Here is a 13424-nt window from a genome sequence, read left to right as displayed (position 1 = left end):
GGATCGGCAGGGCCGCTTTCTCGGCGTCTTCGCCGTGGTGAACACGTTGGCGCGCCGGGATCAGCTGACCCCGGCGCAGCACGTGTTCCGGCGGCTCGGCAACGACTGGTACGACGCCAACTTCATCAACCCCGCCACCGTGGACCCCGACGTGTACCGGCAGCCGGGCGCGGCGGCGTGGTTCAAGAGGCAGTCGGTGCACCTCGTTGATCGCGTGTCCGGCTACCTGGCGATCCTCGACGCGCACGGGGTGCAGTGGCGCCGCCTGGAGTCCGACGATCCCGGTCGCGTCGTCTACGAGGACCCGGACCAGGTCATCGTCGTGCCCCACCAACCAGTGCATCAAGCTGGATTGATGTATCGTCGGTGACGTGGCCGGTGAGACGTTGCCGCTGTTCCTGCGGCTGATGGCGGACCCGCTGCGCTGGCGGTTGGCGTGTGAGCTGGCCGCCGGCGACCGTCGGGTGCGCGAGCTCGTGGCCGCGGTCGGCCAGCCGCAGAACCTCGTCTCCTACCACCTGCGCCAGCTCAGGGACGCAGGCCTGGTCACCGCGCGGCGGAGCAGTTCGGACGGGCGGGACACCTACTACCACCTGGACCTCGGGCGGTGCGCGCAGGAACTGGCGGCCACCGGCGAGGCTCTGAAAGCCGGAGCACCCACGGGAAAGCGGGTGTTGTTCGTCTGCACCGGCAACAGCGGCCGGTCACCCATGGCCGAGGCACTGCTGCGGCACCGGACAGGCGTGCAGGTCATGAGCGCGGGCAGCCATCCGAAGCCGTTGCACCCCAACGCGATCAGCGCGCTGAAGCCGTTCGGCATCGCCCTCGGCCACGAGCCGACGCACCTCGACTCCGTGTGCGGCAACCGGTTCGACCTCGTCATCAGCCTGTGCGACCGGGTGCGGGAAGTCCTGCCCGCGTTCGCCGGGAGGCCGCGGCTGGCCCACTGGAGCATCCCCGATCCCGCGCGCGACCCCGATCCCGTCACCGCGTTCCAGCGCACCGCCGAAGAGCTCGACGGGCGCATCCGACTCCTGGAGGTCTGAGATGACCACCGACCTGGTCAGCGTGCGGTACCTCGTCGACGACGTGGAGGCCTCGCTCGCCTTCTACACCGAGAATCTCGGGTTCACGGTCAACACGAACTTCGCGCCCGCGTTCGCCGATGTCGTCCGCGGCAACCTGCGGCTGTTGCTGAGCGGGCCGGCCAGCTCGGCCGGGCGGGAGATGCCCGACGGCACCAAGCCCGGACCCGGTGGCTGGAACCGCATCCACCTGATCGTCGACGACATCGCGGCCGAGGTGGACCGACTCAGCGGGAAGGTCCGGTTCCGCAGCGACGTCGTGAAAGGGCCGGGCGGTCAGCAGATCGTGTTCGACGACCCGTCCGGCAACCCCGTGGAGCTGTTCCAGCCGGCCTGAGTCACCAGGCCACGGGCAGCGAGACCAGCGCGCGGACGTTGGTCTCCATGCGGTAGCTCAACGAGGACTCGTCGACAGCCAGTCTCAACCCCGGAAATCGCTTCAGCACCGACGTCAAGGCGATTCGCAGCTCCAGCTTCGCGAGCTGCGCACCCACGCAGTAGTGCGGGCCGAAGCCCATCGCGAGCGGTGCCGCGTTGTCGCGGCCGACGTCCAGCCGGTCCGGATCCGGGAACACCGCAGGATCCCGGTTGGCCGAGGAGAGCACCGGCAGCACCGCGGCACCCGCGGGCAGCTGCACGCCCTCCAGCGACACGGCCTCGGTCGTGACGCGCGGCAGCGTCGCGGCGATCAGCCGGGAGAACCGCAGCAGCTCGTCGACGGCCGTGCCGATCAACGCCGGCGAGTCGATCAGCCGCTGCATCTCGGCGGGGTGGCGCAGCAGCGTCAGCAGCGAGTTGCCCAGTTGGTTGACGGTCGTGTCGTGCCCGGCGGCGAGCAGCATCTGCAGGTTCGCGAGCAGCTCCGCCGACGTCAGGTGCCCGCCCTCGTCGTGGGCCAGGACCAGCGCGGTGATCAGCTTGTCGTCGGGACGGACGCGCTTCTCCTCCACCAGGTCGGCGAGGTAGCCCTGCATCTCGTCCTCGACCTCGCGCAGTTCCTCGGGCGTGAGCCGTCCGGTCATCAGGCGGCCGGTCCAGCGGCGGATGTCCGGGGCGTCGGAGTAGGGCGCTCCGAGCAGCTCGCAGATCACCATCGTCGGCAGCGGCACGCACAACCCGCTGACCAGGTCCACCGGCGACGCGTCGAGCAAGGAGTCGACGATCTCCTGGACGCGAGGTTCCAACAACGCGACCATGCGCGGGCTGAACGCCGAGGCCACGAGCTTGCGGGTGCGGGCGTGGCGCCGGCCGTCCATCGAGGTCAGCACCAGCGGGTTCGCCGCGGACGGGAGCGTCACGGGGCCACCAGGGCGGGTGGCTTCCTCGCGGCTGAAGCGCGGATCGGTGAGGACTTGCTTGCAGGCGGCGTAGGACAGGGCCAGCCAGATCTCGATCGGTCCCATCGTGGCGGGCACGACGGGACCGCGTCTGGCGAGGAGTTCCTGCGCCTCGGGTTCGTTGTCCAGCGAGCGGTCAGTGGTGAACGGGAACGTGGCGGACATGCCCTGAAGCACGTCGAATCGGCGCGCCCAGTTCACGACGCGCGGAAGTGATCTTCGTTCCTCGCCGCCGACCCACTACGCTTCAGCTGTGGGCATACCGGCGTGGGTCTGGTTCACCGTCGCCGCGGTGGCGGGCGTGGCGGGGTTCGCCCTGCTCGCGACCGACCGGGCGCAACGAACCGCGCGTAATCGTGAACGGCGCCGTTGGGCTGCCCTGCGTGGCTGGCAGTTCGAGGAGACAGACCACGTGCTGCCGACTCGCTGGGAAGCGGGAGCCATCGCGTACTACGGAACCGGGCTCGCCCGGGACGTGGTCGCGGGCTCGACCTTCACCGCGGACGGGCGCAGGCAGGTCTACGTGCTCGACCACGAGACCGGCGGCAAGGTCAACTCGGTGCTGGTCGGCGTGCGCTGCCGCAGAGCGCTGTCCGTGGTGATCGAGCTCTGGCTGTCGACAGTGCCGTTCCAGCGCGACAACGACAAGATGCCGATGCCCGACCTGCTCGGGCCGGTGGGGTCGCGCTACGCCTTCGTCACCGACGTGCCGGCGGCCCGCAAGATCATCACGCCCGACCTGATCGACGCCGCCGAGGAGATCGGTGGCGACGTCACGGTCGTCTGGCTGGAGAACGACTGGGTGCTGGCCGCCGCGCCGCCGAACTCGTCGCCCGCGCGCCTGGAGCGGCTGCTGCGCGACATCGGCGAGCTGGCGGACGTCATCGACCCGTTCGACCCGGACCCCTCCGAGCACGAGGAGCCGGTGGCGGAGGACGACGAGGGTGGCGAGGTCTACCGCCCGTCGTTCGGGCGCAAGCAGCCGTGAGCGAGCCTTCCTCGTAACGCTGGGTGAGACCCTGGGTTGATTACCGTCTGTCTCACCGGTCGTACCAGGGGCATTCCAAACCGGCACCAAAGTGGTGTGAGCTACGTCACACTTCACTCTGTGTAAAACATTTGAGGTGGATTCAGATACTCCGTGCGTAAGGCGTCGTGTCCCCAACCCCCCGGAGGGAATCACGATGTACGGAGGAAAAGTAGTTCCGCCCGCAGCGGTGGCAGGTACGGCGTCCGTGGTGACGCTGGCCAACACGGGTGCGTCGGTCGGCTGGTTGCTGTTCGGCGGAGTCGCTCTGGTCGTTTCGGGCCTCGCACTGCGTCTGTTCGTTCTTCGTCGCCCGACGAAGAACGGAGTGTGATCATCGGCGTGCTTCCGACCCCGACCTAGACCCGACTACCGTGCGGTGGCATGCCAACCGCACTGGTGACCGGATCGACCGTCGGGATCGGGGCCGCCTTCGCCCGCAGGCTCGCCGCCGAGGGATATGACCTCGTACTGGTGGCGCGCACCGCGTCCGCGCTCGAGGAGCTCGCGAAGCAGCTGCACGACCGCCACGGCGTCAACGTGGACGTGCTGCCCGCCGACCTCAGCGACAAGACCGACCGGGCCAAGGTCGAGGCGCGTCTCGCCGAGTCGGCCGTCGACCTGCTCGTCAACAACGCCGGCTTCGCCAACACCGGTGAGTTCTTCGCCGCGGACGTCGAGAAGCTGCAGGCCCAGCTGGACGTCAACGTCGCCACGGTGCTCAGGCTGAGCCGGGCCGCGATCCCCGCCATGATGGCGCGCGGCAAGGGCGACGTGATCAACGTGTCCAGCGTCGCCAGCTTCCTGCCCGGCCGCGGCACCAGCTACAGCGCAGACAAGGCGTGGGTGACGACGTTCTCCGAGGGCATGAACCTCGCGGCCGAGGGCTCCGGCGTGCGGATCATGGCTCTGTGCCCCGGTTTCGTGCGGACGGAGTTCCACAAGCGCGCGAACATCGACATGTCCAAGACCCCGGGCTGGCTCTACGTCGACGCCGACCGGCTGGTGCACGAGGCCCTGCGCGACCTGCGCCGCGGCAAACCGCTGTCGATCCCCGGCCTGCAGTACAAGGCCATCGTGACCATCACGCGACTGCTCCCGCGCCCGCTCGTGCGCAGGATGGCGTCCCGGTTCGCCGGCGGCCGCGGCCGGACGTGATCGGAACCAATCGGACCAAAGGCGCGTCGGAGCCCTCGTGAGTGAACAGTTCCACGTCGTTCCGGACGAGCTGCGCGGGTACAGCGAACTGCTGGACCGCAACGCCCAGCACTTCCTGACCATCAAGGACCACGCGATCTCCAAGGGCGGTGACACCAGCGGGTTCACCGGCCTGCTGACGTTGCTGCACCCCGTCGTGACCGGCGTCGCGAATCTCTACGGGGAGACGCTGGACTTCGCGAACAAGATGATGCTCAAGGACTCCGACGCGCTCAAGAAGACCGCGGACACCTACGAGAAGGTCGACCTCCACGGCGTCAAGCTGATGCAGCAGGCCGGCGGTGGCCGATGACCACGGCGTACGCGGACGTCGAGGACCCGTCGGTCGCGCTCAGGGCGGCCGCGGAGGACCGCCCGGGCCGCCAGAGCACCAAGGAGCTCATCGAGAAGGCCGGCTGGAAGATCCAAGGCGTCAACTGGATCTACGAGAAGGTCACCGGCGAGAACCTGGTCGAGTCGCTGATCAACCCGCTGCTCGGCGACTTCGAGAAGATCGACGCCAACGCCAACGCGTGGGACCAGGTCGCAAAGGCGCTGGACTCCGTGCGGCACAACGTCGGCGAGGGCGTCGGCCAGCTCAACCCGCACTGGAACGGCTCTGCCGCGCAGGGCTTCGAACGCCGCATGGACACCATGTGGGTCGTCGCGATCGAGGCGGACTCCCAGGTCGCCCGGATCATCGGCAACAAGTTCCAGTCGATGGCGCAGACGTGCCGGACGGCGTGCGGCCTCGCGCTGACGTTGCTCGACATGCTGGTCACCAAGTTGATGGAAGCCGTGATCCTCGCGCCGATCCCGGTCGTCGGCTGGGGCAAGGCCGTGTGGGTCGTCTACGACTGCATCCAGATCGTCGACCGCATCCGCAAGATCATCCTCTCGATCCAGCAGATCATCGAGGGCGTCAAGGGCATGGTCGACGGGATCAAGGCCATGGGCACGGCGTTGATGAAGCTCAAGGACGTCCGCGACGTCAACGACGCGCTCGACGTGGTCGACGGCGTGCAGGACGGCAAGCAGAAGTACGACAACGGCAAGTCGGCCGTGACCGGTGGCCTCAAGAACATCGCGTGGGACGGCTACAAGCTCGGCAAGTCCGGACACGCCGCGTCCACCCGGTACAACGGAGGCAGCAGCGGGGCCGGCGGTGCCGGTGCCGGTTCGGGCGGGGCGAGCGGTTCCGGCGGCTCGGGCGGAGGACAGCAGTGACCTTCCCCTACGACCAGGCCCGGTTGCAGCAGCTGTTCGACGACGTCGACGCCAAGACCGCGGCAGCAGTCCAGACCGCGCAGCAGGCCGCCCAGTACCAGCCGCGTTCGCGCGGGGTCAGCGAGCAGGACCTCGCCGAGATCGAGCGGTACGCCCGCAGCGGCAACGCGCCCGAGGAGTTCAAGGACCTCCAACAGCGCATCGACTCCGGCGAGTTCAGCTGGAAGGACATCGCGTCCGGCCGCGTGATGGACGACGGCGTGCAGAAGGCGCTCGCCACCGGTGTACCGGACCTCCAGCGCGCCTACACGGCCATCGAAGAGGGCCAGGACATCGCGGACATCATCGAGTCCGGTAACCCCGCTGCCCGGCAGCGGCCGCGCCGTGACGATGACGACGAGGACGACGGCCCCAGCCACTTCCGCAAGGACGCCTGGTAGCTCACTCGATGGGCAGGAAGCTGCCCGCATCGCTGCTGAGGTGGTTCGTGCCGATTCCTCGGACGATGTCGAACGCCACAGCCGCCGCGACGGCGAGCAACCGGATCGAACCGGTGGTGCCGGGACGAATCTGGATCACGTCCCGGCGCACCCGGTTGCCGTTGCGCTTCTTGATCTGTCCTGTCTGGAACTGAGCGACGTCGCCCAGCAGGCACAGCTGGGTGCCGTTCGCGTCCAGCAGCGCATACCTGCTTCGCTGGGGGACGATCGAGCCGATCGGCTGCCCGTTCGGCGCCGCCACCTTCGTCGGCCTCCGGAAGAACCCTGCTGATTTCGTGATGACGAGCAGGGGCTCGCCGTTCGGGGCGACTACGCGCAGGTGGAAGGGAGTCCACCTGGACAGGCTCATCCTGCGCAGGAACCCGACCCCGAACGCCCGGCGCGTCTCGTCCGCGAACCCGAGCGGCGCGTCGTACCCGTCGTACGCCTCGACCCGGTACTTCGACCGCAGCAGAAGACTCATGGCCGACCAGGGTTGTTCCACGACGAAGGCATCCGTGCTCAGCAGACTCACGGTGATGCAGCGTACGAGGCACTGAAGCCGCGTGTGTGCGAAGCTGACGACCCGTGCGAACTGAAGTGGTCTTGGACGCGAACGCGAAGTCGGAACTCGCTCGTCTGGTGAGCGAATTGGCCGTGGTGCACGGCAAGGTAACTCTCTCCAGTGGCAAGGAAGCCGACTACTACGTCGACCTGCGCCGGGCGACGCTGCACCACGCGGCATCCCCCCTGATCGGCAAGCTCCTCCGCCAGCTCACCAGCGACTGGGACTTCGTCGCTGTGGGCGGTCTCACGCTCGGGGCCGACCCGGTGGCCTACGCGATGATGCACTCGGCCGCGGCCGACGGTGATGTGCTCGACGCTTTCGTCGTGCGCAAGGCCAGCAAGGCGCACGGCATGCAGCGCCAGATCGAGGGCATCGACGTGCGCGGGCAGCGGGTGCTCGCGGTCGAGGACACGTCCACCACGGGCGGTTCGGTGCTCACGGCCGTCACGGCGCTGCGCGAGCACGGTGCCGACGTGATCGGTGTCGCGACGGTCGTCGACCGCGGCACCGGCGCCAAGGAGGCCATCGAGGCCGAGGGTCTGCAATACCGGTACCTGCTGGACCTGAATGACCTGGGTCTCGCCTAACCGGGTTTTATCGAGCGCGCTTTGAGTCACCCCGTCCTACATTGGAGGACGGGGTGGTGCGAATGGCCAGGTTCTTCGCAGAAGCGGTCATGGTGGTGCACTTCGCCGTGCTGGCGTTCCTGCTCTTGGGCGGGTTCGCCGCATGGCGCTGGCGCGGGGATGCCGTCGCTGGGCACCGGGTTCATCGACTACTACATCGACGGCGTCTGGTACCCGGAGAGCGCGTCGACGCTGGTGCAGCTGGTGCTGGGGTCGATCGTGATCGTGTCGTGGATCGGCTTCTATGCTGGCCACCGTGCTGCTCGAAGGCTTTCACGCTGTTAAGCACGCGTTGCGCTTCGGCGCCGCGGTGCATCCGTTGCTCACCACGGACCTGAGCGCAGCCATCAGCCTCGCCGAGACGCACGCGCCGGACCTTGTCGAGCAGTTCAAGGGCGCGACCGAGGTCGACCAGGCGCACTTCAAGATCCGCGTCGGCCGCACGCACCCGACCGGGGTGGCCGGGTTCGCCGACCAGCCGAACCTGCCCTTCGACCGGGGAACGCCGGTCGTGCTGCTCGACAACCCGCGCAACCTGGGCAACTTCGGCGCCACGATCCGCGTGGCGGCGGGCCTGGACGCGGGCGGCGTCATCTCGACCGGCGACGTGGACCCGTGGCACCCCAACGTTCTCCGTGGCTCGGCGGGCCTGCACTTCGCGCTACCGGTTGCCAAGGCGGAGAACCTCGACTTCGCCGGCGAGCTGATCGCGTTCGACGCGGACGGCGATCTGCTGCGCGGCCCGATCCCCGACGACGCCGTGCTGGCGTTCGGTTCGGAACGCCACGGCCTCTCACCAGAAGTCCGGGAGAAGGCCACCAGGATCGTCCGCCTGCCCATGCGCGAGAAGGTCAGCAGTTACAACCTGACAACTTCCGTGGCCATGGGCCTCTACCACTGGGTGATTCACCGAGCTTCTTGACCGGTCAAGCACTCACCATGATTCAGTGGTGATCGCGAAACTGCTGGCGGCGCGCGCGGGCGTTGCCGAGCGCGCGGTGTACTCCAGGCACCTGCGGCGGGTCTGGGGTGTGCCGGGCACGCTGCTCGGGGCACGGGTGTGGCCCCCGCTCTTCCGGGACAAGCTGCACCTCAGGTTCAACTACTGGTGGCAGGCGCATCTGCTGGACTGCATGGTCGACGGCTACCTGCGGTCGCCGAGCGAGCTGCGCAAGGCGGGCATCACCAAGGTCGTGCGGGGCATCCGGACGCGCAACGTCCTCGGCTGGACCAACAGCTACTACGACGACATCGCGTGGCTCGGTCTCGCCCTGCAACGCGCCGAGCAGCACGTCGGCATCGCGAAACCCAAGGCGCTCAAGGCGATAGCCGAGCAGCTGCGCGACGGCTGGACCGACCACGCGGGTGGCGGCATCTGGTGGAAGCGAAACGACGACTTCAAGAACGTGCCCGCCAACGGCCCGGCCGCGATCTTCCTGGCCCGGCAGAACGAACGCACCGACCTCGCCCGCGCCCGGTCCACGGTGGACTGGATCGAGGACAACCTGGTGGACGAGAGCAGTGGCCTCGCCTGGGACGGCCTGCACGTCCACCCGAACGGCGAGATCCGCGAGTACGAGAAGAACATCTACACGTACTGCCAAGGAGTTCTGATCGGCGCGTGCGTCGAGCTGGCGAAGCACGGGCAGCGGGACAAGTGGCTGGACAAGGCCGCCCGCACGATCACCGCGGTGCACGACGACCTGGCCACCAACGGCGTGATCAGGGGGCAGGGCGGTGGTGACGGCGGCCTGTTCGCGGGCATCCTCACGCGCTACCTCGCGCAGGCGACGCTCACGATTCCCGAGCTCGACCCCGAGCGGCACGAGACCGCGGACCTGGCCAGGGAGCTGGTGATCCAGTCGGCGGAGTCGGCGTGGCTCAACCGCGTGATGGCGGTGAGCGGCCCGTTGTTCGGTCCGGAGTGGACGGTCCCGGCGGACGAGCGCGAGGGCCGCGACCTGTCCGTCCAGCTCGGCGGCTGGATGTGCCTGGAGGCGGCCGCCCTGCTGGAACGGCACGGGCTCGCTAACCCTTGAGGTAGCTCAGCAACGTCTTGGCGTCCTCGCGGAACTGCTCCGGCGAGTCGTCGAGCACGAACTCCAGCAACGCGTTGCGCTCGATTCCGTCGCGCGCGAGCTCGGTCAGCACCGGCTTCCACAGGTCGCGGCGAGCGGCGAGCGGAAGCCGTTCCGTGAACCCGCCCTCACCCCACGAGAAGACGTGCGCGGTCACCGGTTCGAGCGTCCGCACCTCGTGCACGGCGGAGAACACGTCCTGGCCTCCGCGTGGCTGCCAGTACGGCACCACACCGTCGACCTCGTCGAGCAGCTGCACCGCGGACTCCAGCGTGTCCGTCAGCGTGTTGCGGTGGTACTCCAACGCGATCCGCGTGCCCATGGCGTCGGCGTGCTCGACGGCGTGCTGCAACGCCTCGATCACCGGCCCGCGGTCAGGGCACTCGGCCGACCCGGACGTCCCGGCCCAGACCCGCACGAACGTCGCGTCCAGTTCGGCCGCCGTCTCCAGGATCGCCGCCAGCTCGCCGCGATCCGACACACCGGCCCGGTAGTAGGACCCGTACGCCGCGACCTTCAACCCGGTGTCCAGCGCACGTCGTGCCGCCTCGAAGTCGCCGGGCGGCACGTGCACGTCACCGCCCCACTCCACGGCCTGCAGCCCGCACTCGGTCGCGAGCTCGCCGATCTCGGAGACGGTGAGCTGCCGGAACGTCACCGAGACGAGGCCGGGGATCAGCATCCGCAGGACTGCCGGTGCATCAGCGAGGGCGCGAGCCGGATGGTCTCCGGCGGCCGTTCGGGATCGGCGATCCGGGAGAGCAGCAGCTTCACCGCGGTCCTGCCGATCTCCTCGACCGGCTGGGCCAGCGTGGTGAGCGGCGGTTCGATCAACGTCGCCCACTCGACCTCGTCGTACGCCACGACCGCGAGATCGGTGCCGAGCTTGAGACCACGAGCGCGGGCTTCGTGCAGCATGCCGACCGTGACGAGGTGATCGGCCGCGACCACCGCGGTGGCCGGGTCGTCCTGGTCGAGCAGCGGCGCGAGCCAGCCGCTCTGCGACACCAGCGCCTCGTCCCACTTCAGGCCCGCACGGCCGAGGCCGAGCCGGTAACCGAGGATGCGCTCCTCGGTCGTCGCCACGCCCGCCTTGCCGCAGACGATGCCGATCCGCCGGTGCCCCAGTTCGGCGAGGTGCTTCACCAGACCTGAGGTGGCCTGGACGTTCTCCGGCCCGACCTGGTCGATGTCCTTGGCCACGGTCAGCCGGTCCACGAGCACGGTCGGGATGCCGAGCTTCTTGAGCTCCGGCAGCACGAGGCTGCCGCCGGTGCTGGCGGTCGGTGTGAGCAACAGCCCGTCGACTCTTCGCGAGCGCAGCATCCTGACCGCTGTCTGCTCGGACTCGGGGGTGTCTCTCGTGTCGATCAGCACGAGCGAATAGCCGTTGCGAGTCGCCTCCGACTCGATGGCGGCGATCAGCTCGGCGAAGTACGGGTGTGAGACCAGCGACACGGCCAGGCCCAGCGACTTCGTGCCGCCCATGACCAGCGATCGCGCGATGGCGTCGCCCGTGTACCCGGTCTCGTCGATCGCCTTCTGGACGCGCTCGCGCGTGTCCTCGGCGACCGGTCTCGTCTCGTTGATCACGTGTGACACCGTGGTGATGGAGACTCCCGCGAGAGCCGCTACATCCCGCATGGTGACCATGGCCAGGGACCTTACCCGTTTGGAGGAAGCCCAGATGGCAGCCGTGCTGTGTGTCGGGCTCACAACTCTCGACGTGACTCAACGGGTGGAATCGTTCCCGGATCCTGGACAGAAGATCCGCTCGCTCGACGCGGTGCTCTCGCCGGGAGGTCCGGCTGCCAACGCGGCCCGCGCAGTTGCGGCACTTGGTGGAACGTCGTCACTGCTCACCGCGTTGGGTGCCGACGCACTGGGCGAATTCGTCCGGGCTTCCTTGGAGCCGGTCCAAGTCACCGCCGTGGCCGGGACGACGCCCGTGAGCATGGTCGTCGTCAGAGCCCCTGATGGGGAGCGCACGGTCGTTTCCCGCAACGCCTCCGTGCCCGTCGAGGCGCCCGACTTGTCCGGTCTGCTGGACGGCGTCGACGTGGTGCTCTTGGACGGACACCACGACGGCCTGGTGATCCCCGTCGCCCAGCAGGCGAAAGCTCGCGGATTGCCTGTGGTGCTCGACGCCGGGAGCTGGAAACCTGTCCTCGATCACCTGTTGCCGCTGGTGGACGTGGCTGCCTGCAGTTCGGGGTTCGAGCGGTCCGAGGCCGAGGTGCACTCGTACGGAGTGCCGCTGGTCATTCGCACGCACGGTGCGAAGCCGGTGACCTGGTCGCGGAACGGCTCGTCCGGCGAGGTTCCCGTGCCGGCGGTGGAGGTGAAGGACACGAACGGCGCCGGCGATGTCTGGCACGGCGCATATGCGTATGCGCTGGCGTCAGGCGCGGATCCGGTGGCGGCCATCGGCTTCGCGTCGGAGGCGGCGGCGGTTCGGGTCAGTGCGGTCGGGGACTGGGTTGAGAGGCTGGCGCGGTGGCAGGACAGCAGGTCAGGTTCGACGAGCTGCTAGAGCGGGCTCGAGTGCTCACCGATCAGGGCGAGCGCAAGATTCTCGGCATCGGCGGCGCACCCGGTTCCGGCAAGTCGACACTCGCGCGCCGGCTGGTCGAGGCGCTCGACGGGCAGGCCGTGCTGGTCGAGATGGACGGCTTCCACCTCGCGCAGAGCGAGCTCGAACGGTTGCGGCTGGTCGAGCGCAAGGGCGCGCCGGACACGTTCGACATCCCGGGCTACGTGGACCTGCTCGGCCGGATCAAGGCGTGCGGGCCGGACATGATCTACGCGCCGGAGTTCCGCCGCGAGATCGAGGAGCCGATCGCGTGCGCCGTGCCGGTGCACCCGGACGTCCCGCTGGTCGTCACCGAGGGCAACTACCTGCTGCTCAACTACGACAAGTGGAAGCGCGTCCGGATCATCCTCGACGAGGCGTGGTTCCTGTTCATCGACGAGGACGTGCGCGTGCAGCGGCTGATCGACCGCCACCTGCGGTACGGGCGCACCCTGTCCGAAGCCGAGGAACGCGTGCTGCACGGCACCGACCACGTCAACGCGCTGATGGTGAACTCGTCCAAGGGGTCGGCGGACCTGCTGATCACCGAGGTGCTCTAGCGCGCGTGGTGCTCGCTGACGTGCTTGAGGTCGTCGCTGCCCTCGTCGATCGGCTTGCGCATCTCCTGCCGGTAGCGCCAGATGCCCCACCCGGTGCCGCCGAGGAAGAACGCGATGCTGATGATCACCGCGATCGTCTCCAGCCACGGCAGCTCCTGCAGGATCCCCGCGCCGTAGTAGCCGGCGAGCACCAGCGTCGGCACCCACGCGATGGCCCCGAGCGTGGTGGCCAGCGTGAAGCGGCGGAGGTCCATCCGCGCGGCACCGGCGATCATCGGCGCCAGCGTGCGGATCCAGGGGATCCAGCGGGCGAGCACGACGGCCCAGAACCCGCGCCGGTCGAGGAAGTCGCCCGCGCGTTTCAGGTTGTGCCGGTTCAGCACCCTGCCACCCTTGCGGGCGAGCACGCGCGTCCCGGTGGTCCGGCCGATGAAGTACCCGACCTGGTTGCCGACGACGGCCACGATCAGCGCCACCGCGGACAGAGCCCACGCCGACAGCTCGCTGTTGTGCTGCGCCAGCACCACGCCGGCGGCGAACAACAGCGAGTCACCGGGCAGGAACAGCCCGAAGATGAACGCGCACTCGAAGAAGATGAAGCTCAGCACGATGATCCACACGGCCACCGGACCTGCGGTCTCCAGCGAGGCGAAAGCATGCGCCACGGT

At 68.7% G+C, this 13424-nt stretch carries 20 protein-coding genes; 15 read left to right on the top strand and 5 right to left on the bottom strand.

The genetic code is table 11. From position 1 onward, the window contains the following. From ABZX92_RS28490 to ABZX92_RS28480, 3 genes are all read left to right on the top strand, one after another. Nucleotides 1-370: hypothetical protein (locus ABZX92_RS28490; RefSeq protein ID WP_355565727.1), on the top strand; the 370-nt coding region annotated here is incomplete at its 5' end. 1 nt (nt 371) lies between these two features. Then, nucleotides 372-1046, top strand: a complete 675-nt coding sequence (locus ABZX92_RS28485) for a metalloregulator ArsR/SmtB family transcription factor (RefSeq protein WP_355565724.1) — start codon at nt 372-374, stop codon at nt 1044-1046. A gap of 1 nt (nt 1047) precedes the next feature. After that, nucleotides 1048-1422 (top strand): VOC family protein, encoded by a 375-nt coding sequence (locus ABZX92_RS28480; protein WP_355565721.1) that lies wholly within the window; start codon nt 1048-1050, stop codon nt 1420-1422. A 1-nt stretch (nt 1423) separates the two neighbouring features. Here ABZX92_RS28480 and ABZX92_RS28475 read toward each other — a convergent pair whose 3' ends face one another. Continuing rightward, nucleotides 1424-2587, bottom strand: a complete 1164-nt coding sequence (locus ABZX92_RS28475; protein WP_355565719.1) for a cytochrome P450 — start codon at nt 2585-2587, stop codon at nt 1424-1426. Nucleotides 2588-2675: 88 nt separating this feature from the next. Here ABZX92_RS28475 and ABZX92_RS28470 point away from each other — a divergent pair, with 88 nt between their 5' ends. From ABZX92_RS28470 to ABZX92_RS28445, 6 genes are all read left to right on the top strand, one after another. Then, nucleotides 2676-3410: a hypothetical protein gene (locus ABZX92_RS28470; protein ID WP_045315637.1), complete on the top strand. Its 735-nt coding sequence runs from the start codon at nt 2676-2678 to the stop codon at nt 3408-3410. A gap of 196 nt (nt 3411-3606) precedes the next feature. Further along, nucleotides 3607-3783 (top strand): LPXTG cell wall anchor domain-containing protein, encoded by a 177-nt coding sequence (locus ABZX92_RS28465; RefSeq protein WP_355565716.1) that lies wholly within the window; start codon nt 3607-3609, stop codon nt 3781-3783. Nucleotides 3784-3833: 50 nt separating this feature from the next. Next, nucleotides 3834-4607 (top strand): SDR family oxidoreductase, encoded by a 774-nt coding sequence (locus ABZX92_RS28460; RefSeq protein ID WP_355565714.1) that lies wholly within the window; start codon nt 3834-3836, stop codon nt 4605-4607. A gap of 37 nt (nt 4608-4644) precedes the next feature. Next, complete coding sequence (locus tag ABZX92_RS28455; RefSeq protein ID WP_355565711.1) at nt 4645-4959, top strand: hypothetical protein; 315 nt, start codon at nt 4645-4647, stop codon at nt 4957-4959. Next, nucleotides 4956-5873, top strand: coding sequence for a hypothetical protein (locus ABZX92_RS28450; protein WP_355565709.1), 918 nt, complete (start codon nt 4956-4958; stop codon nt 5871-5873). The genes ABZX92_RS28455 and ABZX92_RS28450 overlap by 4 nt, the downstream gene beginning before the upstream one ends. Further along, a complete protein-coding gene (locus ABZX92_RS28445) occupies nt 5870-6313 on the top strand; it encodes a hypothetical protein (protein ID WP_355565706.1) in 444 nt (147 codons plus the stop codon). The genes ABZX92_RS28450 and ABZX92_RS28445 overlap by 4 nt, the downstream gene beginning before the upstream one ends. A gap of 1 nt (nt 6314) precedes the next feature. Here the strand turns inward: ABZX92_RS28445 and ABZX92_RS28440 are convergent, their stop codons facing one another. Further along, a complete protein-coding gene (locus tag ABZX92_RS28440; protein ID WP_355565703.1) occupies nt 6315-6887 on the bottom strand; it encodes a hypothetical protein in 573 nt (190 codons plus the stop codon). Nucleotides 6888-6952: 65 nt separating this feature from the next. On the opposite strand from ABZX92_RS28440, the gene pyrE reads away from it, so the two are divergent. The 4 genes from pyrE (at nt 6953) to ABZX92_RS28420 (ending at nt 9585) form a co-directional block, all read left to right on the top strand. Beyond that, entirely contained in the window at nt 6953-7507 is a 555-nt protein-coding gene (pyrE, locus tag ABZX92_RS28435) for an orotate phosphoribosyltransferase (RefSeq protein WP_355565733.1), read from the top strand. Nucleotides 7508-7666: 159 nt separating this feature from the next. Further along, nucleotides 7667-7831: a DUF2784 family protein gene (locus tag ABZX92_RS28430; protein WP_355565700.1), complete on the top strand. Its 165-nt coding sequence runs from the start codon at nt 7667-7669 to the stop codon at nt 7829-7831. Next, nucleotides 7791-8468 (top strand): TrmH family RNA methyltransferase, encoded by a 678-nt coding sequence (locus ABZX92_RS28425; RefSeq protein ID WP_355565697.1) that lies wholly within the window; start codon nt 7791-7793, stop codon nt 8466-8468. The genes ABZX92_RS28430 and ABZX92_RS28425 overlap by 41 nt, the downstream gene beginning before the upstream one ends. A 25-nt stretch (nt 8469-8493) precedes the next feature. Next, the gene (locus ABZX92_RS28420) at nt 8494-9585 is read left to right on the top strand and encodes a glycoside hydrolase family 76 protein (RefSeq protein WP_355565695.1); all 1092 of its coding nucleotides are present in this window, start codon (nt 8494-8496) and stop codon (nt 9583-9585) included. Here ABZX92_RS28420 and ABZX92_RS28415 read toward each other — a convergent pair. Then, entirely contained in the window at nt 9575-10306 is a 732-nt protein-coding gene (locus tag ABZX92_RS28415) for a TIM barrel protein (protein WP_355565692.1), read from the bottom strand. The genes ABZX92_RS28420 and ABZX92_RS28415 overlap by 11 nt on opposite strands. Next, complete coding sequence (locus ABZX92_RS28410) at nt 10300-11277, bottom strand: LacI family DNA-binding transcriptional regulator (protein ID WP_355565690.1); 978 nt, start codon at nt 11275-11277, stop codon at nt 10300-10302. Before ABZX92_RS28410 ends, ABZX92_RS28415 begins: the two co-directional genes overlap by 7 nt. Nucleotides 11278-11311: 34 nt before the next feature. Between ABZX92_RS28410 and ABZX92_RS28405 the strand changes: the two genes are divergently transcribed. Together ABZX92_RS28405 and ABZX92_RS28400 are read left to right on the top strand one after the other, a co-directional pair. Next, entirely contained in the window at nt 11312-12157 is an 846-nt protein-coding gene (locus ABZX92_RS28405) for a PfkB family carbohydrate kinase (protein ID WP_355565687.1), read from the top strand. Continuing rightward, a complete protein-coding gene (locus ABZX92_RS28400; RefSeq protein WP_045315649.1) occupies nt 12121-12756 on the top strand; it encodes a nucleoside/nucleotide kinase family protein in 636 nt (211 codons plus the stop codon). The genes ABZX92_RS28405 and ABZX92_RS28400 overlap by 37 nt, the downstream gene beginning before the upstream one ends. Here ABZX92_RS28400 and ABZX92_RS28395 read toward each other — a convergent pair. Continuing rightward, nucleotides 12753-13421, bottom strand: a complete 669-nt coding sequence (locus ABZX92_RS28395) for a DedA family protein (protein ID WP_355565684.1) — start codon at nt 13419-13421, stop codon at nt 12753-12755. The two genes, ABZX92_RS28400 and ABZX92_RS28395, sit on opposite strands and share 4 nt — an antisense overlap. Nucleotides 13422-13424 lie beyond the last annotated feature (3 nt).

The organism is Lentzea sp. NPDC006480 (assembly GCF_040611995.1).
Taxonomy (GTDB): Bacteria; Actinomycetota; Actinomycetes; order Mycobacteriales; family Pseudonocardiaceae; genus Lentzea.
The sequence above is the reverse complement of the archived record's forward strand: the minus strand, read 5'-3'. Positions and strand labels throughout refer to the sequence as shown.